14 protein-coding genes, 2 tRNA genes and 2 rRNA genes are annotated in these 22,975 nt (G+C 66.6%); 7 read left to right on the forward strand and 11 right to left on the reverse strand.

Features of this window, described 5'->3' with window-relative positions; all coding sequences use genetic code 11:
- Positions 1–18: 18 nt before the first annotated feature.
- The 8 genes from BEI_RS17135 to BEI_RS17170 all read right to left on the reverse strand — a co-directional run bounded on the left by BEI_RS17135 (position 19) and on the right by BEI_RS17170 (position 10,231).
- Positions 19–2,906, reverse strand: a 23S ribosomal RNA gene (locus BEI_RS17135).
- Positions 2,907–3,150: 244 nt separating this feature from the next.
- Positions 3,151–3,226: transfer RNA gene (locus tag BEI_RS17140), tRNA-Ala, on the reverse strand.
- Between the two features lie 110 nt (positions 3,227–3,336).
- A tRNA-Ile gene (locus tag BEI_RS17145) sits at positions 3,337–3,413 on the reverse strand.
- A gap of 95 nt (positions 3,414–3,508) precedes the next feature.
- A 16S ribosomal RNA gene (locus BEI_RS17150) occupies positions 3,509–5,046 on the reverse strand.
- Together the 16S and 23S rRNA genes with 2 tRNA genes alongside form the textbook arrangement of a ribosomal RNA operon.
- A gap of 544 nt (positions 5,047–5,590) precedes the next feature.
- Positions 5,591–7,306 carry a PPC domain-containing protein gene (locus BEI_RS17155; RefSeq protein WP_153045807.1) on the reverse strand — a complete coding sequence of 572 codons (1,716 nt, stop codon included), beginning with the start codon at positions 7,304–7,306 and terminating at the stop codon, positions 5,591–5,593.
- A 92-nt stretch (positions 7,307–7,398) separates the two neighbouring features.
- Positions 7,399–8,055: a LutC/YkgG family protein gene (locus tag BEI_RS17160; RefSeq protein ID WP_097790636.1), complete on the reverse strand. Its 657-nt coding sequence runs from the start codon at positions 8,053–8,055 to the stop codon at positions 7,399–7,401.
- Positions 8,052–9,479 (reverse strand): LutB/LldF family L-lactate oxidation iron-sulfur protein, encoded by a 1,428-nt coding sequence (locus BEI_RS17165; RefSeq protein ID WP_097790637.1) that lies wholly within the window; start codon positions 9,477–9,479, stop codon positions 8,052–8,054. Before BEI_RS17165 ends, BEI_RS17160 begins: the two co-directional genes overlap by 4 nt.
- Positions 9,476–10,231, reverse strand: a complete 756-nt coding sequence (locus BEI_RS17170) for a (Fe-S)-binding protein (RefSeq protein WP_097790638.1) — start codon at positions 10,229–10,231, stop codon at positions 9,476–9,478. Before BEI_RS17170 ends, BEI_RS17165 begins: the two co-directional genes overlap by 4 nt.
- A 316-nt stretch (positions 10,232–10,547) precedes the next feature.
- Between BEI_RS17170 and BEI_RS17175 the strand changes: the two genes are divergently transcribed.
- Genes BEI_RS17175 through BEI_RS17185 form a run of 3 tightly spaced genes read left to right on the forward strand, consistent with a single transcriptional unit; the run spans position 10,548 to position 14,619 of the window.
- The gene (locus BEI_RS17175) at positions 10,548–11,321 is read left to right on the forward strand and encodes a GntR family transcriptional regulator (protein WP_097790639.1); all 774 of its coding nucleotides are present in this window, start codon (positions 10,548–10,550) and stop codon (positions 11,319–11,321) included.
- Positions 11,322–11,324: 3 nt separating this feature from the next.
- Positions 11,325–13,244 carry a sensor histidine kinase gene (locus BEI_RS17180; protein ID WP_097790640.1) on the forward strand — a complete coding sequence of 640 codons (1,920 nt, stop codon included), beginning with the start codon at positions 11,325–11,327 and terminating at the stop codon, positions 13,242–13,244.
- Positions 13,237–14,619 (forward strand): sigma-54-dependent transcriptional regulator, encoded by a 1,383-nt coding sequence (locus tag BEI_RS17185; RefSeq protein WP_097790641.1) that lies wholly within the window; start codon positions 13,237–13,239, stop codon positions 14,617–14,619. The genes BEI_RS17180 and BEI_RS17185 overlap by 8 nt, the downstream gene beginning before the upstream one ends.
- On the opposite strand, the gene BEI_RS17190 is transcribed toward BEI_RS17185, so the two are convergent.
- The 3 genes from BEI_RS17190 to BEI_RS17200 form a co-directional block, all read right to left on the reverse strand.
- A complete protein-coding gene (locus tag BEI_RS17190) occupies positions 14,595–15,266 on the reverse strand; it encodes a metal-dependent hydrolase (RefSeq protein ID WP_097790642.1) in 672 nt (223 codons plus the stop codon). The two genes, BEI_RS17185 and BEI_RS17190, sit on opposite strands and share 25 nt — an antisense overlap.
- A gap of 246 nt (positions 15,267–15,512) precedes the next feature.
- Entirely contained in the window at positions 15,513–16,061 is a 549-nt protein-coding gene (locus BEI_RS17195; protein WP_097790643.1) for a gamma carbonic anhydrase family protein, read from the reverse strand.
- A gap of 15 nt (positions 16,062–16,076) precedes the next feature.
- Positions 16,077–17,417: a sodium-dependent transporter gene (locus BEI_RS17200; protein ID WP_097790644.1), complete on the reverse strand. Its 1,341-nt coding sequence runs from the start codon at positions 17,415–17,417 to the stop codon at positions 16,077–16,079.
- Between the two features lie 107 nt (positions 17,418–17,524).
- On the opposite strand from BEI_RS17200, the gene prlC reads away from it, so the two are divergent.
- The 4 genes from prlC (at position 17,525) to BEI_RS17220 (ending at position 22,896) form a co-directional block, all read left to right on the forward strand.
- Positions 17,525–19,573, forward strand: coding sequence for an oligopeptidase A (gene prlC, locus BEI_RS17205; protein ID WP_097790645.1), 2,049 nt, complete (start codon positions 17,525–17,527; stop codon positions 19,571–19,573).
- Positions 19,574–19,742: 169 nt separating this feature from the next.
- Positions 19,743–19,985, forward strand: a complete 243-nt coding sequence (locus BEI_RS17210; protein ID WP_097790646.1) for a YheV family putative zinc ribbon protein — start codon at positions 19,743–19,745, stop codon at positions 19,983–19,985.
- Positions 19,985–21,706, forward strand: coding sequence for a Na/Pi cotransporter family protein (locus tag BEI_RS17215; protein WP_097790647.1), 1,722 nt, complete (start codon positions 19,985–19,987; stop codon positions 21,704–21,706). Before BEI_RS17210 ends, BEI_RS17215 begins: the two co-directional genes overlap by 1 nt.
- A gap of 212 nt (positions 21,707–21,918) precedes the next feature.
- On the forward strand, positions 21,919–22,896 hold the full coding sequence (locus tag BEI_RS17220) for a TAXI family TRAP transporter solute-binding subunit (protein ID WP_097790648.1): 978 nt from the start codon (positions 21,919–21,921) through the stop codon (positions 22,894–22,896).
- Positions 22,897–22,975: the final 79 nt, after the last annotated feature.

A 22,975-nucleotide genomic window follows, 5' to 3' on the forward strand; every position in this document is an offset into this window, starting at 1 on the left:
AGACCACTTGGGTGTTATATGGTCAAGCCTCACGGGCCATTAGTACCGGTTAGCTCAACGCCTTGCAGCGCTTCCACACCCGGCCTATCAACCAGCTGGTCTTGCTGGGCCCTTCAGGAGGCTCGAGGCCTCGGGGAGATCTCATCTTGAAGGGGGCTTCCCGCTTAGATGCTTTCAGCGGTTATCCCGTCCGTACATAGCTACCCGGCAGTGCCACTGGCGTGACAACCGGAACACCAGAGGTACGTCCACTCCGGTCCTCTCGTACTAGGAGCAGCGCTTCTCAAATCTCCAGCGCCCACGGCAGATAGGGACCGAACTGTCTCACGACGTTCTAAACCCAGCTCGCGTACCACTTTAAATGGCGAACAGCCATACCCTTGGGACCGACTTCAGCCCCAGGATGTGATGAGCCGACATCGAGGTGCCAAACACCGCCGTCGATGTGAACTCTTGGGCGGTATCAGCCTGTTATCCCCGGAGTACCTTTTATCCGTTGAGCGATGGCCCTTCCATACAGAACCACCGGATCACTAGAACCTACTTTCGTACCTGCTCGACGTGTCTGTCTCGCAGTTAAGCACCCTTATGCTCTTGCACTCATTGCACGATTTCCAACCGTGCTGAGGGTACCTTCGTGCTCCTCCGTTACGCTTTGGGAGGAGACCGCCCCAGTCAAACTACCCACCACACACGGTCCTCGATCCGGATCACGGACCTGAGTTAGAACGCCAATGATGCCAGGCTGGTATTTCAAGGTCGGCTCCACCCGATCTGGCGACCGGGTTTCCAAGCCTCCCAGCTATCCTACACAAGCAACATCAGCGTCCAGTGTGAAGCTGTAGTAAAGGTTCACGGGGTCTTTCCGTCTAGCCGCGGGTACACAGCATCTTCACTGCGATTTCAATTTCACTGAGTCTCGGGTGGAGACAGCGTGGCCATCATTACGCCATTCGTGCAGGTCGGAACTTACCCGACAAGGAATTTCGCTACCTTAGGACCGTTATAGTTACGGCCGCCGTTTACCGGGGCTTCGATCAGGAGCTTCGCTTACGCTAACACCATCAATTAACCTTCCGGCACCGGGCAGGCGTCATACCCTATACGTCCGCTTACGCGTTTGCAGAGTACTGTGTTTTTAATAAACAGTTGCAGCCACCTGGTATCTTCGACCGCCTTCCGCTCCGGCCGCGAGGGCCTTCACGTAACGGCGGCGTGCCTTCTCCCGAAGTTACGGCACCATTTTGCCTAGTTCCTTCACCCGAGTTCTCTCAAGCGCCTTGGTATTCTCTACCTGACCACCTGTGTCGGTTTGGGGTACGGTCCCACTGTATCTGAAGCTTAGAGGCTTTTCCTGGAAGCGTGGCATCGATGACTTCCAGACCGTAGTCTGTTCGTCTCGTCTCTCGGCCTTGAGGAACCGGATTTGCCTGATTCCTCGGCCTACTGACTTTCACCAGGACAACCAACGCCTGGCTCACCTAGCCTTCTTCGTCCCCCCATCGCAATACAGTGAGGTACGGGAATATTGACCCGTTTCCCATCGACTACGCCTTTCGGCCTCGCCTTAGGGGCCGACTCACTCTGCTCCGATTAGCGTCGAACAGAAACCCTTGGTCTTCCGGCGGGGGAGTTTTTCACTCCCCTTATCGTTACTCATGTCAGCATTCGCACTCGTGATACCTCCAGCCAACCTCTCGATTGACCTTCGTCGGCGTACACGACGCTCCTCTACCGCGCGTCATTCGACGCACCCGTAGCTTCGGTACCTGGTTTGAGCCCCGTTACATCTTCCGCGCAGGCCGACTCGACTAGTGAGCTATTACGCTTTCTTTAAAGGATGGCTGCTTCTAAGCCAACCTCCTAGCTGTCTAAGCCTTCCCACATCGTTTCCCACTTAACCAGGATTTCGGGACCTTAGCTGACGGTCTGGGTTGTTTCCCTTTTCACAACGGACGTTAGCACCCGCTGTGTGTCTCCCACGCTGGCACTCACCGGTATTCGGAGTTTGCCTCGGTTTGGTAAGTCGGGATGACCCCCTAGCCGAAACAGTGCTCTACCCCCGGCGGTGATACGTGAGGCGCTACCTAAATAGCTTTCGAGGAGAACCAGCTATCTCCGGGCTTGATTAGCCTTTCACTCCGATCCACAAGTCATCCAAATCTTTTTCAACAGATCCTGGTTCGGGCCTCCAGTTGATGTTACTCAACCTTCACCCTGCTCATGGATAGATCGCCCGGTTTCGGGTCTATTCCCAGCGACTGGTCGCCCAGTTAAGACTCGGTTTCCCTACGCCTCCCCTATACGGTTAAGCTCGCCACTGAAAATAAGTCGCTGACCCATTATACAAAAGGTACGCGGTCACGGGACGCGCCCGCTCCCACTGCTTGTACGCATACGGTTTCAGGGTCTATTTCACTCCCCTCTCCGGGGTTCTTTTCGCCTTTCCCTCACGGTACTGGTTCACTATCGGTCAGCCAGGAGTATTTAGCCTTGGAGGATGGTCCCCCCGTCTTCAGTCAAGGTTTCACGTGCCCCGACCTACTCGATTTCACATGATCAGGCTTTCGGCTACGGGACTATCACCCTGTATCGTTGAGCTTCCCAGCTCATTCGCCTAACCGGTCACATGCTTAAGGGCTGGTCCCCGTTCGCTCGCCGCTACTGGGGGAATCTCGGTTGATTTCTTTTCCTCGGGGTACTTAGATGTTTCAGTTCCCCCGGTTCGCCTCCCGCACCTATGGATTCAGTGCGGGATACTCAGGTTACCCTGAGTGGGTTTCCCCATTCGGAAATGCCCGGGTCGCAGGTTGTTTGCCACCTCGCCGAGCCTTATCGCAGGCTTCCACGTCCTTCATCGCCTCTGGCTGCCAAGGCATCCACCGTATGCGCTTCATCGCTTGACCATATAACCCCAAGGGGTCTGATCCGCGATGACGACAACGACAATTGCCGGATACGCTTGAGACGTATCTCATGCCCTTCCCTCTCGGGAAGAGCCTTTGTCAGCATGATTCACATTGTTAAAGAGCGTTTAAAGCGAGAAGCTTTAAGCTGGAAGCTTGAAGAAAGGGCCTGCCTTTCAAGCGTCTAGCTTAAAACTTCAGTGACTGTCGGGATTCTTCGAGCTTCCGGCTTCAAGCTCAAGCGTGGTGGAGCCTACCGGGATCGAACCGGTGACCTCCTGCGTGCAAGGCAGGCGCTCTCCCAGCTGAGCTAAGGCCCCTCTGACTCACCCATCACGCGACATGGGAAATTTTATTCAGGACAAGGCGTTTTGTGGCGACGCATAGCCTGCTATGCGAGTCACAAAACAACGCCGTACTGGATAAAATTTGGTGGGTCTGGGCAGACTTGAACTGCCGACCTCACCCTTATCAGGGGTGCGCTCTAACCAACTGAGCTACAGACCCATTGGTCACGCTGGGCCTATACCCAAACAGTCTTTGCTCTGGCCGATCAGGTAATTCATTGTGGGCACTTGCCGGGTGCCGGCGACGTCGTCGATTAAGGAGGTGATCCAGCCGCAGGTTCCCCTACGGCTACCTTGTTACGACTTCACCCCAGTCATGAACCACACCGTGGTGATCGCCCTCCGAAGTTAGGCTAACCACTTCTGGTGCAGTCCACTCCCATGGTGTGACGGGCGGTGTGTACAAGGCCCGGGAACGTATTCACCGTGACATTCTGATTCACGATTACTAGCGATTCCGACTTCACGGAGTCGAGTTGCAGACTCCGATCCGGACTGAGACCGGCTTTTTGGGATTAGCTCCACCTCGCGGCATTGCAACCCTCTGTACCGGCCATTGTAGCACGTGTGTAGCCCTACCCGTAAGGGCCATGATGACTTGACGTCGTCCCCACCTTCCTCCGGTTTGTCACCGGCAGTCTCCCTAGAGTTCCCGACCGAATCGCTGGCAAATAGGGACAAGGGTTGCGCTCGTTACGGGACTTAACCCAACATTTCACAACACGAGCTGACGACAGCCATGCAGCACCTGTCTGAGCGTTCCCGAAGGCACCAATCCATCTCTGGAAAGTTCGCTCGATGTCAAGGGTAGGTAAGGTTCTTCGCGTTGCATCGAATTAAACCACATGCTCCACCGCTTGTGCGGGCCCCCGTCAATTCATTTGAGTTTTAACCTTGCGGCCGTACTCCCCAGGCGGTCGACTTATCGCGTTAACTGCGCCACAAAGGTCTCGAGGACCCCAACGGCTAGTCGACATCGTTTACGGCGTGGACTACCAGGGTATCTAATCCTGTTTGCTACCCACGCTTTCGCACCTCAGCGTCAGTGTCAGTCCAGAAGGCCGCCTTCGCCACTGGTATTCCTCCCGATCTCTACGCATTTCACCGCTACACCGGGAATTCTACCTTCCTCTCCTGCACTCTAGCCTGACAGTTCCGGATGCCGTTCCCAGGTTGAGCCCGGGGCTTTCACAACCGGCTTATCAAGCCGCCTACGCGCGCTTTACGCCCAGTAATTCCGATTAACGCTCGCACCCTCCGTATTACCGCGGCTGCTGGCACGGAGTTAGCCGGTGCTTCTTCTGTGAGTGATGTCCTTCCTGCGGGGTATTAACCCGCAAGCGTTCTTCCTCACTGAAAGTGCTTTACAACCCGAGGGCCTTCTTCACACACGCGGCATGGCTGGATCAGGCTTTCGCCCATTGTCCAATATTCCCCACTGCTGCCTCCCGTAGGAGTTCGGGCCGTGTCTCAGTCCCGATGTGGCTGATCATCCTCTCAGACCAGCTACGGATCGCGGCCTTGGTGAGCCATTACCTCACCAACTAGCTAATCCGACATAGGCTCATCCGATAGCGCAAGGTCCGAAGATCCCCTGCTTTCTCCCGTAGGACGTATGCGGTATTAGCCTGGGTTTCCCCAGGTTATCCCCCACTACCGGGCAGATTCCTATGCATTACTCACCCGTCCGCCGCTCGACGCCTGGAAGCAAGCTTCCATCGTTTCCGCTCGACTTGCATGTGTTAGGCCTGCCGCCAGCGTTCAATCTGAGCCATGATCAAACTCTTCAGTTTAAAAGCTTGATAGTTCCATAAGGCAGGAACCAAACCTGGCTCAAGGTTCAAACGTCTCGTTTGACGAGTCGCTTGCCTTGATATTCAGTGACTGGTCACCGACATCCCGACAAGCGCCCACATGAATTACCTGATCGATTTTTAAAGAGCGGCTCCGGGCTCTTGTGAAGAGCGGAGCATCTTGCATTGCCGTCCGCTTGGCCGGCGCCCTGCAAGGAAGGCGTATTTTACGCGATCGGCGCGTCGTGTCAAACCCGTTTTTTCGACCGCTTCCGAGGAAGCGACCCGGGTGACCGCGCGACCATCTCGGCGAGATGGCGTCCGATCGAGTGGCGGGCATTCTACCGAAACCGGCGAGCCTGTCAAGCGGGCGATTCTCGAAACCTTCGAAAAGTCCTCGGCAAAACAAGCACTTCTGCCACTCCTCACCGCCTGGGACGTGACCCGTCGCCGGCAGCGGAGGCGTACTTTACGGGTTATCCGGGAAGAGCACAACCCCTGCCTCGCAGAAATGTCGGGGCGCCTCGGCAGGCGCCCCGAGGATTCAGCCACGAACGGCCAGACGCACCAGGCCCGCACCTCCGCCGAAGCCGCTCACCTCGACGGTGTAGGTCCCCGGCTCGAGACGCTGAGTGATCCGCGAGCCGAGCCCCAGATCAGAGGCGTCGTCGTTCTGCACATCCACCCCCTGGCCCGCCAGCCGCAAGACGGTATCCACCCCGCTGGCGGTCGTCTCGAGCACGACGCTGCGCGGAGCCTCCAGCTCCAGCCGATAGGTCAGGCTGCCACCGGCGGGCAGCCGTCCATAGATGACCTCGCCCGGCACGATCTCGCCGCCATCGCTCATTCGCCCTTCGAAGGCCGACTGCTCGCCATGCAGGGTATAGACGCCACTGCCGCTGTAGCTCTGTACCTCCAGGGTATAGCGGCCTGGCTCGAGCACCGTCTGGATCAGGGCATTGCGCTCGCCCCCGCTGTCATCGTCGCTGACATCCACCCCCTCGCCGACCAGGCGCAGCACGGGATCGAAGTCGAGGGAATCCAGTGCGAGTCGCACCTCGGCGGTCTCGTCCACCTCGAAGCGGTAGCGGTTCTCGCCAAGCCCGGTCAGCTGGCCACGCACTTCCTCCCCGGGCGAAAGCTCGCCGTCGTTGCGGAACTCGCCGCTGAAATCCTGACGCCCCATGTCCAGCGCATAGTCGCCGGCGCCGCCGTAGTAGCTGTCCACCTCGACGCGGTAGTCGCCGGGCATCAGCACCGTGGCAAGACGCGAGTCGGTGCCGTTGCCGCCATCGTCGTTGGTGATGTCGGCTCCTTCGCCGCTGATGCGCAGCACGGTGTCGAACGCCTGGGAGCGCAGGCCGAGGCTCACCTCCGACGGCTGATCGAGGTGCAGGGAATAGACGTTCGGCGTGCCACCCGCCAGGCGGCCACGGATGCGATCCCCATCCCGCAGCGGTCCGCCATTGCGCTGGCCGTCGCCGAGATCGCGCTGGTCGGCCACCAGGCGGTAGGCGCCACCGGTGCTGAGCAGCGTTCGGTCGCAACCGGCCGTCTCGTCGGCGGCGGAGACTCGCTCGGGCGCGAGCCGCACCCGGTAGTCGCCGGCCTCGAGGTAGGCGTCGAGACGCAGTTCCCCCGGGGCACAGGCCCGGGCGGACTCGGAGACGCCTTCGCCAAGGAGCCGCATGCCGAGCCCCTCCCCACCGGAAAGCGCGAGGCTCAGGTGCACCGGGCGCTCGAGACTCAGGGCATGATCGACCTGCCCATCCTGCAGGGTCCCCACCAGCGGCCGCCCGGCCGCCAGGGCCGATGCCTCACTCGCCGGCTCGGCGACGAGCCGATACGGCCCGAAGGCATCGTCGTCGCGCCCGCTGACCACCACCAGGGTACAGGCTTCGCGGGCCGGCGCGTGAAGCAGCGTCGCCGCCGCTCCATCAGGCCGGCTGTCGGCCGCACCCAACCACCGCCCCTCGCCGTCGAAGGCGGACAGGGACGCCGCAAAGGGGGCCTCCAGGGTATAACGCCGCGTCTCCTCTTCCCCCGCCGCACAGAGCCAGTGCGCCGAGCGACGGGTACCGTCGTTGAGGTTGAGGGGGCTCGCGGAGGTGAGCTCGCCCTGGATATCGTTGCCCGCCGTGACTTCCGGCGCGGCGACGAAGCGGGGCTCCTCGGTGCAGCCGGCCAGCAGGGCCAAGCCGGCGAGGCCGACGCCGCATGCGACTCGGCGCGCAGTCTTCCTGGTTCCTTGGGGTTTCACGTCTCGTCTCCCTACGTCTCAGTGAGATGCTCCCGCCGGGCACCGGCGGGACAGGAGCACTATAGCGGAAAAGCCGGGACGCTTAAGCAGGCTCAGGGATGCCGCAACAGCACGATCAGCTCGCGGGGGCCATGCACGCCGTACGCCAGGGTCTGCTCGATGTCGGCGGTCTTGCTCGGCCCGGAGATCAGCAAGGCGTTGGTGGGCATGCCCGCCGCCCAGTCCTGCCCCTCCATGACATCGAAGAGGGTATCCTCGATGGCCTCGGCATCCAGCACGGCGATATGAATCGGCGGCACCAGGCTCAGCAAGCGAGGCTCGTCCGGGGTCGGCCAGAGCCACAGGCTGCCGGTCTCGGCCACCCCGCCCTGGGACGAGGCCACCCCCGCCTCCACCAGCTCGAACTGCTCCCGTCGCCAGCTCTCGATGTCGCGATCGGCGTCCACCAGCTCGACCTCGCCATCCGCCAGCGCCGCTCGCGCCTCGGCCGCGACCGGATGCGCCCGGCCCAGCGCCAGCCGGCGCACGCCCTTATCGCGCAACACCTCGGCGAGCCGGACGGTCCAGTCGGCACGACTCACATGGACCACTTCGCCATGCACCGAGGCAATCCAGTGCTCGAAGCGCGCCAGGCGCTCCTCGGGCGTCCAGCCACGCCCGGTGACCACGGCGAACTCGCTCTCCGGGGCCTCGAGGGGGCCGTCGGCCCGTTCGCGCAGGCGCTTGAGGATGCGTTCACGGGCACTCATGCGTCCTTCTCCTCGTGTCGACGCTGCTTGAGCAAGGTATGCAGCGTGGTCTTGGCCGGCTTGGGCGCCGTGCGATACTCGGTCCAGGGGCCCAGCCGGGACGGTGTCAGGGCACGCAGCTTGCCGGCGATGGCGGTCCCGCCACGCCAGGCGCCGGGATGGGTGGCCAGCCATTGCCAGCCCTTCCAGGCCACCAGCTCGGCACGCGAGCGCTTGGCCCCCGCGCCGCGCACGTTACCGCGCCCCTCGCCCACGGCCTCGCGCCGCAATCGCACCAGCAGATCGGGAATCGGAATCTTCACCGGGCAGACCTCGCCGCAGGCCCCGCACAGGCTCGAGGCGGTGGGCAGATCCTTGGTGTCCTCGAGCCCCATCAGGTGCGGCGAGAGAATACTGCCGATCGGGCCGGGGTAGGTGGTGCCGTAGCTGTGGCCGCCCACCCGGGTGTAGACCGGGCAGTGATTCATGCAGGCCCCGCAGCGAATGCAGCGCAGGGTGTCGAGCAGCTCGTCGTCCTGATAGATGCCGGAGCGCCCATTGTCCACCAGCACCAGGTGGACCTCCTCGGGTCCGTCATGCTCCTGCGCCTTGCGCGGGCCGGAGATCATGTTGAGGTAGGTCGTGGCATGCTGGCCGGTGGCCGAGCGCGTCAGCAGCGAATAGAGCGGCGCCACGTCGCGCAGGTGCTCCACCACCTTCTCGAGGCCGGTCACCGCGATGTGCACCGGCGGCACCGTGGTGGTCATCCGGCCATTGCCCTCGTTCTCCACCAGGCAGAGGGTACCGGTCTCGGCGACGGCGAAGTTCACCCCCGAGATCCCCACGTCGGCGGCCATGAAGCGCTCGCGCAGCTGGGCCCGGGCCGCCGCGGTCATGGCGTCGACATCCCGCGTCCGCTCGATGCCGGTCTTGTCGTGCATGACGTCGGCGATCTCGTCGGTATTGAGATGGATGGCGGGCATGATGATGTGCGAGGGGGTCTGCTCGTTGAGCTGGACCAGGTACTCGCCGAGGTCCGACTCCAGGGCCTGGATGCCCGCGGCCTCGAGGTGGGCATTGAGGTGCATCTCCTCGGTGACCATGGACTTGCCCTTGATCACCGAGCGAGCGCCGCGCGCCTCGCACAGTTCGCGGATCAGCCGACAGGCGTGCTCGCCGTCCTCGGCCCAGTGCACCCGGATGCCGTTGGCCTCGCAGTTGGCCTCCAGCCGCTCCAGCAGGTCGGGCAGCCTGGCCAGGGCCCGCAGCCGGATGCTGGCGCCGAGCTCGCGCAGGGTCTCGAGGTCCCAGTCGCCGAAGCTGTCTCGACGCTTGGCCATCAGCCCGTCCATGGCGCTGCGGAAGTTGGCGCGGATCTGAGGATTGCCCAAGGCCTCCCGAGCCTGCTCGTGGAAGGCCCGCGGCGTGAAGGTCTGTACGCTCATGAGGTCCTCCGCCACAGGTAGCTGGCGATATGCTCGCCGCGCACGGCACTCTTGCGGTGCTCGAGACGCCCCGCGATGTTCATCAGGCAGCCGCAGTCCGAGGTCACGAAGTGCTGTGCCCCGGCCGCCTCGATGGCACGGCTCTTGTCCTCCACCATGGCGCCGGAGACCTCCGGGTGACGGACCGCGAAAGTGCCGCCGAATCCGCAGCACTCCGCGGCCCGCGCCTGCTCCACCAGCTCCACGCCCGCGAGACGGCCCAGCAGGGCCGGCCCCGTGTCGGCGAGCCCCATCTCGCGCCGGGCGCTGCAGGAAGTATGCATCGCGACCTTCTCGGCGGGCCCTCGATCGTCGAGGCGCAGATGGCAGACATGCACCAGGAACTCGGTCAGCTCGAAGACCCGTCCGGCCACCTCCCGGGCCTGCGCCTCTCGGGGCGTGTCGGCGAAGAGATCGGGATAGTGCACCCGCATCATCCCCCCGCAGGACCCGGAAGGCACGATGATCGGCCACGGCTCGGGGAACAGATCCAGCTGAGCCTCGGCCACGGCGCGGGCCTCGTCCTGGTAGCCCGAGGTATAGGCCGGCTGGCCGCAGCAGGTCTGATCCTCGGGGAAGATCACCTCGATCCCTTCCCGCTCGAGCAGGCGGATGCCATCCAGGCCCGCCTCGGGAAAGAAGAGGTCGACCAGACAGGTGCCGAAGAAGTACACCTTGTCGGGCTTGGCGGGGTAGAGTTTGACAGGGGTCATGGGCAGGAATCCTCGGCGCCTGACGCTTGGGGGGAACGGGCGCCTCGAGACGCCCGGCAGAAAATTGGTAAAACCAATTGACACCGCGATGTCATCGCACAGTATGGGCCGGGGCCATGACTGTCAAATCCCGGCGCCGCGAGACGACTAGACCTTGGTATAGTCGTCCCTACTGCATGTCGCAACCCCCTGAAATGCCAGTGGAAGCACAGCGGTCCAGGAAGCCGCCCCGACCCGGGCCAGGCAGGGGATATTGGTAATACCAATTATTTGAGGTTACCATGCGTCGCAGACCCCGTACCCAGGAAGCTCCGCCATGTCCTATCAAGCCGTCCGCCAACCGCGTCTCGCCGACGTCATCACCGAGCGCCTGGAAGCCCTGATCCTCGAGGGTAGCCTCAAGCCCGGCCAGCGGCTGCCCCCGGAGCGCGAGCTCGCCGAACGCTTCGGTGTCTCCCGCCCGTCGCTGCGCGAGGCCATCCAGAAGCTCGCCGCCCGGGGATTGCTGACCAGCCGCCAGGGAGGGGGCACCTTCATCACCGAGAACCTGCACAGCGGCTACAGCGACCCCCTGCTGGAGATGCTCTCCCGACACGGCGAGTTCCACCTGGACCTGCTGGAGTTTCGGGACGCCATGGAAGGGCTGTCCGCCTACTACGCCGCCCTGCGGGCGACGCCCACCGACAAGTCGGTGCTGATCCAGCGCTTCGAGGAGCTCGAGGCCTGCTTCGCCGCCCGGAACCCGGCCGAGGAGGCCAAGGCCGACGCCGCCTTCCACCTGGCCATCGCCGAAGCCGCCCACAACGTCATGCTGCTGCACACCATCCGCGGGATCTTCCACCTGCTGGAGAAGAGCATCGTCGAGAACCTCGAGCACCTGTTCGGCAAGCCCGATGCCCGGGAACGGCTGATGGCCCAGCACCGCGCCCTGCTCCACGCCATCCTCCAGGGCAAGGCCGAGGAGGCCCGCACCCGGGCCCACGACCACCTGGTCTACGTGGAGGAGGGCCTGCTGGAAGCGGCCCGGGCCGAGACCCGAGCCCAGCGCTCCCTGCGGCGGGCCCAGGCCATGCCGTCGGGCGACGACTGAGCCATGCCGGATTCCGCGCCCCCCTCGCCCCGTCGCCGACGGCTGCGCGGCCTGCTGCTGGCCCTGGGGCTGGCCGGCCTCGCCCTGTGCATGTGGCAGACCGCCCAGGTGGCCCGGGAGCAGGCCCTGGACGCGCTGCGCGACGATGCGGAGAACGAGCTCCGCCTCTCCGCGGCCGGCCTGGTCGGACACCTGTCGCGCCACGATTACCTGCCGGAGCTGCTGGCCTCGCGCGAGGCGGTCAAGCGCTTCCTGGTCACCCCCAAGCTCCAGGACCCCATGCCGCTCAACCGGCTGCTGGACCGCTTCCGGGCCACCGCCGGGGTCTCCGACATCTACCTCCTCGATCGTCACGCCGATACCCTGGCGGCCAGCAACTGGCACCGCCCGGACACCTTCATCGGCCAGAACTACCGCTTTCGCCGCTACTACCAGGAGGCCATGCAGGGCCGCAACGGCCGCTTCTTCGGGCTCGGGGTCCAGTCCCGGGAGCGGGGCTACTACTTCTCGGCCCCCGTCTGGCTGGACGCGACCGACCCGGACGCCCGTCCCGACGGCGTCATGGTCCTCAAGGTGCTCCTCGACGACGTCGAGGCCAGCTGGGCCGAACAGGACGCCGAGCTGCTGGTCACCGACCGCGACGACATCGTCTTCTTGGCCAGCCGGCCGGAGCTGCGGCTGACGGCGCTCGAGCCCCTGACCCCCGAGCAGCGCACCGCCCTGCGGGCCTCGCGTCGCTACGCCGACGAGCCCCTGCCGGCCACCGGCCTGCGTCGGCTCGAGCGTCTCGGCCCCCGCACCCGGCTGGTGACGTTCACCCAGGGCCCCCTGGCCAACCGCCATTACCTGAGTCTCACGCGCCCCATGCCGGCGTTCGACTGGAACATGCACATCCTCAAGCCGCTCGGGCCGGTGGCGGAGGCCCAGTGGACCTCGGCCCTGCTGGCCGGCGGCCTCTACGGCCTGGTGGCCCTGGGCGGCGGCATCGGCTGGCAGCGACGGCGCCTGCGCCGGGAGCGCGAGCGCTTCGCCGAGCGTGAACGCCAGACCCTGGCCCGGAGCCGGGACGAGCTGGAGCGCCACGTGGAAGCGCGTACCCGCGACCTGACCGCCACCAACCGGCGCCTGTCCGACGAGATCGAGGAACGCCGCCGTGCCGAACAGAGCCTGCGCGAGACCCGCGACGAGCTGGTCCAGGCCGCCAAGCTGGCCGTGCTCGGCCAGCTGGCCGCCGGCATCAACCACGAGCTCAACCAGCCGTTGGCGGCGATCCGCGCCTACGCCGAGAACGCCCGCGCCTTCATCGCCCGCAGTCGCGCGGAGGCGGCCGACGCCAACCTCGGTCAGATCGTCGAGCTGACCGAACGGATGGCCGAGATCAGCGCCCAGCTGCGCCAGTTCTCGCGCAAGAGCGGCGAGCGCCTCACCGCGGTCTCGGTGCCGGCCTGCTTCGACTATGCCCTGCGCCTGTTCCAGGCGCGACTCGCCGACGGCGCGGTGGAGGTGGTCCGCCACTGGCCCGAGGACGAGACCTGGGTGCGTGCCGACCCGGTGCGCCTGGAGCAGGTGCTGGTCAACCTGATCGGCAATGCCCTGCAGGCCATGGCCGAGACCCCGGCCCCCCGCCTGACCCTGAGCATCCATCCGGAAGCGACGCGGGTGCGCATCGAGGTGACCGACAACGGTCCGGGCATCGCCGAGGAGCAGCTGCCACGGATCTTCGAGCCCTTCTTCACCACCAAGTCCACGGGCAGCGGCCTGGGACTGGGGCTGTCGATCTCGGCGCGCATCATCGACGACCTGGGCGGCCGGCTCGAGGCCGGCAACGTCGACGAGGGCGGCGCGCGCTTTACCCTGACCCTGCCCCGGGACGAGGATCCCGGCCACCCGGTCCGCCAGGAGGAGCATTCCCACCATGCATGACACCCCGGCCACCCCGGTGATGATCATCGACGACGAGGCCCACCTGCGCATCACCGCCGGCCAGACCCTGGAGCTGGCCGGTTACACGCCCCAGGCCTACGAGAGCGCCGAAGAAGCCCTGGCCGCCCTGACCCCGGATTTCCCCGGGGTCGTGGTCAGCGACATCCGCATGCCCGGCATGGACGGCATGACGCTGCTGCGCGAGGTGCGCGGGCGCGACCCGGACCTGCCGGTGGTGCTGATCACCGGCCATGGCGACATCTCCACCGCCGTGGAGGCCATGCGCGACGGCGCCTGGGACTTCCTGGAGAAGCCCTTTGCCGGGGAACGCCTGGTGGAGGTGGTGCGCCGCGGCATCGAGAAACGCCGGCTGAGCCTGGAGAACCGTACCCTCAAGGCCGAACTCGAGGCCCAGCAGTCGGCTCTCGGCCCCCGCCTGGTGGGGCGCACCCCGGCGATCCAGAGGCTCGCGGCCATGGTCCAGCGCATCAGCCAGGTGGAGGCCGACGTGCTGCTGTTCGGCGAGACCGACGCCGGCAAGGACCTGGTCGCCCGGGCCATCCACGAGCGCAGCGCCCGACGCGAGGGGCCCTTCGTGGCGATCAACTGCGGCGCGGTCCCCGAGAGCACCATCGAGTCGGAGCTGTTCGGCCACGAGAAGGGCGCCTTCACCGGCGCCGTGGAGCGGCGCATCGGCAAGTTCGAGCATGCCCAGGGCGGCACCGTCTTCCTCGACGAGATCGAGTCCATGCCCCTCGCGCTGCAGGTCAAGCTGCTGCGCGTCCTTCAGGAACGCAGCATCGAGCGGCTCGGCTCCAACCAGCCGGTGCCCCTGGACATCCGCGTCATCGCGGCCACCAAGGTGGACCTCCGGGCCGCCGCCGAAGCCGGCGACTTCCGCGAGGACCTCTACTATCGCCTGAACGTGGTGACCCTGCCGATCCCCCCGCTGCGCGAACGCCGCGAGGACATCCCCCTGCTGTTCCAGCACTTCGCGGTGCTGGCCGCCAACCGCAGCGGCCTGGAGGCGCCACCGCTGGACGCCGCCGGCACCTCCGCCCTCCTCGCCCACGACTGGCCGGGCAACGTCCGAGAGCTGCGCAACCTCGCGGAGCGCTACGTGCTGCTGGGGGTCACCTGCGACTACCGCCTCGACGCCCTGCTGGAGGGCGTCGAGAGCGACGGCGGCGACCTCCCCCTGCCGCGCCAGGTCGAGCTCTTCGAGAAGAGCCTGATCGGACAGGCCCTGGCCCGCCATGGCGGCCGGGTCACCGAGGTCTGCGAGGCGCTCGGCGTCCCCCGCAAGACCCTCTACGACAAGCTCAGGAAGCACCACCTGCGAGCCGAGGACTATCGCCACAGCGCCGAACCCTGAGCCAGCAGGGCAAGCAGGGGCTCCCAGGGCGGCAGCCAGGGCGACAGGCTCGCGGTGACCGCCAGCATGGCCAGCGAGTTGCCCGGCTCTCGCCAGTCGAAGGGCTTGAGGGCGGTGCCGAAGGAGCGCTTGAGGCGCGCCCCGGTGAGATCGACGCTGTACAGCTCATCGAGCAGCAGGTGAATCACGAAGCCCAGGGCCAGGGCCGCCCCATGGGCCCAGGCCAGCCGGTCGGGCAGGAGGAAGAGCCGATGGCTCAGGGCGGTGGCAGTCAGGCCGCAGAGCAGTGCGGCCAGCAGCGAGTGCCAGATCCCCCGATGCACGGTGAAGCGACCGAACAATGCCCCGGCCAGGTAGCGGACGCCCAGGTAGATGCCGCCGCAGGCCACCAGCAGGTGGCCGGGCTCGAGCCGGCCTTGCAGCCAGAGCGCGCCGGCCACCACGGCGGGAATGGCGAGCAGGTTGAAGATCAGGCGAATTGCCCGGGAGCGGTCGGCATCGATGTCGGGGAGGATGCCGCCGAAGGTCACCAGGGCCAGGATGGGCAGCCCCTCGGCCATCCCCCACAGGCCGGCCTGCCAGCCGCCGTGGGCGACCACCGCGCCCAGGGTCGCGGCCACGCCGAGGTGGGTTCGGAAGTCGGCCATGCCCGCGGCGCCTCACCTACTGGATAAAACGCCAGTTTAGCGCCCGGCATGGCCAAGGAAAACAATCGATTGGCGGTTTGGAACTTCTTTCCAAGCCCGAAGAAGGGATGAGCTTCTCCGGCGACAAGCCTTCGCGAGGGCGCTGTAGACCCATCCTTGGGCGCTACTTTTGCCGTCCATGGTCAAAAGACCCTCGCTTCACCTTGTCCCCGGCGCTCATCTCACCTGGCGTCTGGTAACGAGGTCTCAGTGCTGGGCGGCCAGGTACTCGTCCTTGAGTTTCACGTAGTTGCCCGCGGTATAGGGGAAGAAGGCACGCTCCGACTCCTTGATGGGGCGCAGCGCCTTGGCCGGGTTGCCGGCATAGACGTGGCCGCCCGCCAGATGCTTGCCCGGCGGCACCACGGCGCCGGCGGCGATGATCACCTCATCCTCGACCACGGCGCCGTCCATGACGATGGCCCCCATGCCCACCAGGATGCGGCTACCCAGGGTGGCCCCGTGCAGGATGGCCTTGTGGCCGATGGTCACGTCGTCGCCGATGGTCAGGGGGTGGCCGTCGGGATTGAAGTCGCTGGCGTGGGTGATGTGCAGCACGCTGCCGTCCTGGACGCTGACCCGGGCGCCGATGCGGATCCGGTGCATGTCGCCGCGAATCACCGCCATCGGCCACACCGAGCAGTCATCGCCCAGCACCACGTCCCCCAGCACCACGCAGCCGGGATCGATGTAGACCCGCTCGCCCAGCTGGGGGCTCGTGCCCTTCCAGGGGCGAATGGCCGTCGTCTCGTTCATCGTCCACCTCTCTCGTCAGATCAGTCCCGATGCCAATACTACCAGCGTCAGCGGGATCGACACCCAGCGCACCAGCCCCCGCCAGGCGCGAAAGCCGTGGGGGCCGGCGTCCAGCGCCCGCAGGGCGACCGGCTCGGGCAGCACCCAGGCGGCGAAGACGGCGATGAAGAGCCCGCCGATGGGCAGGAAGATCTCCGGCGGGATGGTGGTCACCCACTCGAAGACGTTCATGCCGAACAGCACCCGGACGTCGGCCAAGGTCGAGAAGGACAAGACCGAGAGCATGCCCACCATCCAGACCGCGACGCCCACCGCCGCCGCGGCCTGGCCGCGCCCGAGCCCCCATCCCTGGAGCGTGGCCACCATGGGTTCGGCGAGGTTGATCGAGGAGGTCCAGGTGGCCATCAGCAGCAACAGGAAGAACAGCGACAGCCAGAAGGCGCCGAGCGGCAGGTCGGCGAAGGCCACCGGCAGGGTGACGAACATCAGCCCCGGCCCCTCGGCGGGATCCATGCCCTGGGCGAAGACCACCGAGAAGATGGCGATGCCGGCCAGCAGCGCCACGGTGACGTCGAGTACCGCGACGCCGGCCGCCGCCCGGGGCAGGCTCTGGTGGTCCGGCATGTAGGCCCCGTAGGCCATCAGCGCGCAGGCCCCCACCGCCAGGGTGAAGAAGGCATGGCCCATGGCGGCGATCAGCACCGTCGGGGAGACCGCCGACAGGTCCGGCGTGAACAGCCAGGCCAGCGCCTGGCCGAAGCCGCTGGTAGTGGCGGCATGGCCGGCCAGCACCAGCAGCAGCAGGTAGAGCAGCGGCATCAGCAGGTTGTTGAGCCGCTCCAGGCCCTTGGCCACGCCCGCGGCCACCACCGTCATGGTCATCGCCAGGAAGAGGGTATGGTTGAAGGTCATGCGCCAGGGGTCGGCGAGGAAGGCATCGAAGCCGGCGCCGATCTCCGCCGCGCCCTTGCCCACGAAGTCGCCGTTGATCGCCGACACCAGGAACTCGATGGACCAGCCGGAGACCACCGAGTAGAAGGACAGGATGCAGAACACCGTGAAGGCACCGAACAGGCCCAGCCAGCGCCAGTGACCACTGCGCCCCGCCTGGGTCGCCAGGTGGCCCAGCGACTGCATGGGGCTGCGCCGCCCGGCGCGGCCGATCAGGATCTCGGCCATCATCACCGGCAGGCCCAGCAGCACCACGAAGGCCACGTAGAGCAGCAGGAAGGCGGCGCCGCCGTTCTCGCCGGTGATATAGGGGAATCGCCAGATGTTGCCCAGCCCCACGGCGGCCCCGGTCACCGCCAGGATGAAGGCGCGGCGGCTGCTCCAGCGCTCCAGGGTCTCGTTCATCGCCTCGTCTCCGGCCTGTCGTTGCAAAGGGCGCAAGCCTAGCACATTGAAACCCGGGCGGGCCGCCCGCATCTAAGCCTTGTTTTCCATTGCGACCCGAGGTGTGCATGTCCACGAACCCGCTGCTCGACGCCCATGCGTTGCCGCCCTTCGCCGAGATCCAGCCCGAGCACGTGGTGCCGGCCATCGAGACCCTGCTGGCGGAGAACCGCGAGGCCATCGACGCCCTGGTCGCCCGCGCCGAGGAGGGGGCCCGCACCTGGGAGAGCCTGGCCGCGCCCCTGGAGGCCCTGAACGACCGCCTCTCCCGGGCCTGGTCGCCGGTCTCTCACCTCAACGGCACCATGAACAACGAGGCGTTGCGCCAGGCCTACGAGACCAGCCTCGGGCTGCTCTCGGACTACAGCACCTGGCTGGGCCAGCACGAGGGCCTGTTCCGCGCCTGGCAGGCCCTCAAGGACGGCCCCGCCTGGGAAACGCTCGACGAGGGTCAGCGCCGCACCGTGGACAACGCCCTGCGGGACTTCCGCCTGGCCGGGGTCGACCTGCCCCCCGAGCAGAAGCGCCGCTACGGCGAGATCCAGTCCCGCCTCTCGAGCCTGGCCAACACCTTCTCCAACCAGCTGCTCGACGCCACCCAGGCCTGGCACCTGGACCTCTCCGACGCGGACCGGCTGGCCGGCCTGCCCGACAGCGCCCTGGATACCCTGGCCGCCAACGCCCGGGCCAAGGGCCGGGAGGGGTATCGCCTCACCCTGGACTTTCCCAGCTTCATGCCGGTGATGACCCACGCCGACGACCGCGAGCTGCGCCGCGAGGTCTACACCGCCTTCGTCACCCGGGCCTCCGACCGGGGCCCGAACGCCGGAGAGTTCGATAACGCCCCGATCATGGAGGAGACCCTCGCCCTGCGCCACGAGCTGGCGCGCCTGCTGGGCTTCGCCACCTACGCCGACTACTCGCTGGCCACCAAGATGGCCGAGTCGCCCCGCCAGGTCATCGGCTTCCTGGAGGACCTGGCCCAGCGTGCCGTGCCCCAGGCCCGCGAGGAGTTCGCCGACCTGCAGGCGTTCGCCCGCGACTCGCTGGGCCTGGAAGACCTCCAGCCCTGGGACGTGGGCTATGCCAGCGAGAAGCTGCGCGAGGCGCGCTTCGCCATCTCCCAGGAAGAGCTGCGCCCCTACTTCCCGGCCCCCCGGGTGGTGGATGGCCTCTTCCGGGTGGTCGAGCGGCTGTACGGGGTGAGCTTCGAGGAGGACGCGAGCGCTCCGCGCTACCATCCCGATGTGCGCTACTTCCGCATCCTCGAGGACGGCACGCCCATCGCCGGCTTCTACCTGGACCTCTACGCCCGGGAGGGCAAGCGCGGCGGGGCCTGGATGGACGAATGCCGGGTCCGCCGCCTGGAGGCCGGCGAGCTGCAGCTGCCGGTGGCCTACCTGACCTGCAACTTCACCCGGCCGGTGGGCGACCGGCCGGCACTGCTGACCCACGACGAGGTCACCACCCTGTTCCACGAGTTCGGCCACGGGCTGCACCACATGCTGACCCGTCAGACCGTCGCCGACATCTCCGGCATCAACGGCGTGGCCTGGGACGCGGTGGAGCTGCCCAGTCAGTTCATGGAGAACTACTGCTGGGAGCGCGAGGGCCTGGACCTGATCGCCGGCCACGTCGACACGGGGGAGCGGCTGCCCGATGACCTGTTCGACAAGCTGCTGGCGGCCAAGAACTTCCAGTCGGCCATGGGCATGGTGCGCCAGCTGGAGTTCTCGCTGTTCGACTTCCGCCTGCACCAGGAGCAGGCGGCCCCCAGCGCGGCGGACATCCAGGCCATGCTCGACGAGGTGCGCGACGCCGTCTCGGTGGTGCCGCGCGCCGACTTCAACCGCTTCCAGAACGGCTTCGGGCACATCTTCGCCGGTGGCTACGCGGCCGGCTACTACAGCTACAAGTGGGCCGAGGTGCTGTCCGCCGACGCCTGGAGCGCCTTCGAGGAAGCCGGCATCTTCGACCCCGAGACGGGGCGGCGCTTCCGCACCGAGATCCTCGAGCGTGGCGGCTCACGGGACGCCGCCGAGCTGTTCCGGGCCTTCCGTGGCCGGGAGCCCAGCGTCGAGCCGCTGCTCCGCCACAGCGGCATTCGCGCCGCCTGACATGCCCCTCCGCGCCGCCGGGTCCCCCGGCGGCTCTCCCTGCTTCGGCCCCTTCGCGCCGGATCGGCGGGTGTCCCGCCACGCCGGAATCGGTGATAGGGTGAACGACACCCGCGCATCCACCGTGATGCCGATCGACGCAGAGTTCCCCACAGGAGCCCACCAGACTATGGCCGTCCAGAAACGCTTCATCGCCGGGGTCATCTGTCCCCGCTGCGCCGAGATGGATCGCATTCGTGCCTGGGAACAGCACGGCATTCGTTATCGCGAGTGCGTCAGCTGTGACTTCTTCGAGCAGCTGCCCATCGAGGACGAGGCCCTTCCCGAGCTCGAGACCCGGGTCAACCGGGAACGCGAGGAGCCGCAGGCCTCCGACCTGCAGACCGTGAAGATCCTCGATCCCAAGGCCTGATGCCGGTCCCCGCCGCGGCCCGCCTCCCGGCCCCGCCCCGTCGAGTGCTCGAGGCGCTCGGCCTGGCGGCGGCCGCGGCACTGCTGGTGGCACGGCTCGACCTGGCCACCCTGGCCGCCGGCCTCGGCCTCTTCCTGTGGGGCATGACCCACCTGGAAGACGCCATCAAGCGGCTCTCCGGCGGCACCCTGAATCGCTGGCTCCACGCCGCCACAAGCGGCCCGTTGCGGGCCATCGGGGTCGGCGCCGTGGCCACCGCCCTGGTCCAGTCCAGCTCGCTGGTGACCCTGCTGGCCATGTCCTTCGTCGGTGCCGGCCTGGTCGCCCTGCCCGGCGCCATCGCGCTGATCTTCGGCGCCAACCTGGGCACCACCACCGGCGCCTGGCTGATCGCCGGCTTCGGCCTCAAGGTCGACCTGGCCCGCTACGCCATGCCGCTGCTGGCACTGGGGCTCATCGGCGGTCGAGTGCTGCAGGGCACCCGGGCCGGGATCGCCGCCCTGCTGCTCGGGGTCGGCCTGCTGTTCCTCGGCATCGATTTCATGAAGCTCGGGTTCGAGGCCTGGCAGGATGGCCTGCGACTCGATGGCCTGGCCGGCGAACGCTTCTGGCACTGGCCACTGTTCGTGCTGTTCGGTGTCGCGGCCACCGTGGTGATGCAGTCGAGCCACGCCACCCTGCTGATCATCCTCGCCGCCCTGGCCTCGGGACAGCTGCCGTACCTGCCGGCGCTGGCCGTCGCCATCGGCGCCAACATCGGCACCACCGTGACCGCCCTGATGGGCGCCCTGGGGGCCAGCAGCGCCGGCCGCCGACTGGCCGGAGCCCACCTGGTCTTCAACCTGATCACCGCCTGCGTGGCCCTGGCGCTGCTGATGCCGCTGGCCTGGCTGGTGGATGTCCTGGGCGGGGCAATCGGCCTGGGCGAGACCGCCTGGACACTGAAGCTGGCCCTCTTCCATACCCTCTTCAACGGCCTCGGCATCCTGCTGCTGCTGCCCTTCATCCCCCGCCTGGCCGGGCTGCTGGAGCGCTGGCTGCCCGACCCCGCGCGGCGCGATCCGGCCCAGGCGCGGTATCTCGACGACACCGCCCTGGCCCATGCCGACACCGCCTTGACGGCCATTGAGCAGGAGGCCCGGCGCCTGGAGCGCCGGGCCTACCACCTGCTGTGCGCGGCCATCCTCATGCCCAGCGCCGAGGTGATCGGCCATCCCCCGGACCGGGCCGTGGCCAGGGCGCCCATCGAGCCCGACGACTGGCCCTCGGTGAACGCCCGCTACCATGAGCGCATCAAGCCCCTGCTGGCCGAGATCCTCGGCTTCTATGCCCGCATCGACGTGCCGCTCACCGAGGCGCAGGAGGCACGTCTCACCGCCCTCTACGAGCGCAGCCTGCGCCTGGTCGAGGCGGTGCGCTTCGGCGAGGTGCTGCAGCGCAGCCTGCTGCGCCACGCGGCCCCCGACAGCCCCCTGCGCGAGGCCCACGACGACCTGAGAATGGCCGTGGCCGAGGGCCTCAACCACCTGGCCAACGCCCCGGACATCCCTCATATCGGCGCCGCCCTGGAGGAGGTCCGGCGCCACTGGCAGCACGAGCTGGCCGAGCGCCTGCGCCGCCAGCGGCTGGATGCCTGGCAGGCCTCCTCGCTGATGAACGACCTCCACCAGGCCAGCCGCCTGCTGGAGGCCCTGACGCCTCCCCCGGAGCCCCCGGCCTGACACGTGTGCGGAAACCCACACAGGCAAACCGGCCCGGCGTGCGGATTTCCAGCCTCGGCCGACTCGCCGCCTTTCGACCAAGGTCGAACGAGTCAACCATAACACACTGAATTTAAAAGATTTCTACAACAATGGAACGCCCATTGCTCCAGGCATGGCGTGCAACGACGGCCCCAGGCCGAACAACCACAACCCAAAACGGGAGAAACGCCATGTCCTCCACTACCCGGATCCTCACCGGTACCCTGGCCGCGTCCCTGCTGGTCGCCGGCGGCGCCCAGGCCGACCGCAGCGAATGGCCCGAGAGCTTCACCGTCGGCACCGCCAGCCAGGGCGGCACCTACTTCGTCTACGGCTCCGGCTGGGCCAACCTGATCGCCGACGAACTGGGCGTCTCCGGCGGCGGCGAGGTCACCGGCGGGCCCAACCAGAACCTGGCCCTGGTGCACACCGGAGACCTGGCCCTGGGCCTGACCACCATGGGCCCGGCCGCCGAGGCCGTGGCCGGCCAGAGCCCGCTGGCCCCCGGCGTGAAGATGGACAACGTCTGTGCGCTCTTCCCGATGTACGAGACGCCGTTCTCCATCACCACCCTCGCCGACAGCGGCATCGAGTCGATCGCCGACATCCCCGACGGCGCCACCATCGGCTTCGGCCCGGCGGCCTCCACCTCCGACACCTACTTCCCCAAGATCCTCGTCGAGCTGGGGGTGGATTTCGAGGCCCGTAACGGTGGCTGGAACGACCTGGGCGGACAGCTGCAGGACGGCCTGATCGACGTCATCGCCTTCGCCGCCGGGATCCCGGTGCCGGCGGTCAGCCAGCTCGAGGTGCAGACCGACGTCAACATCGTCGAGTTCACCGAGGAGGAGCAGCAGCAGGTCGTCGAGGCCTTCCCGGTGTCGCCGTTCCAGATCCCGGCCAGCACCTACCAGACCCTCGAGGAAGACGCGCGCGCCGTCTCCATGTGGAACTTCACCATCGCCGGCTGTGACCTCCCCGAGGACTTCGTCTACGAGATCACCAAGCTGAGCCTGGAGAACAACGACCGGATGCGCGACATCCACCGCAGCGCCCAGTTCAGCGTCCCGGAGAACCTCGAGTACAACACCGTGCTGCCCTTCCATCCGGGCGCCGTGCGCTGGTACGAGGAGAACGGCTACGAGATCCCCGACGACCTGAAGCTCTGAACCGTTGACCGCCCGCGATCCCGCGCCGCCGGCGCGGGATCGCCCCCCGCACGTTCGTCCCTCACCCAAGGGTGACTCC

The organism is Halomonas beimenensis (assembly GCF_002549795.1).
Classification (GTDB): Bacteria; Pseudomonadota; Gammaproteobacteria; order Pseudomonadales; family Halomonadaceae; genus Halomonas; species Halomonas beimenensis.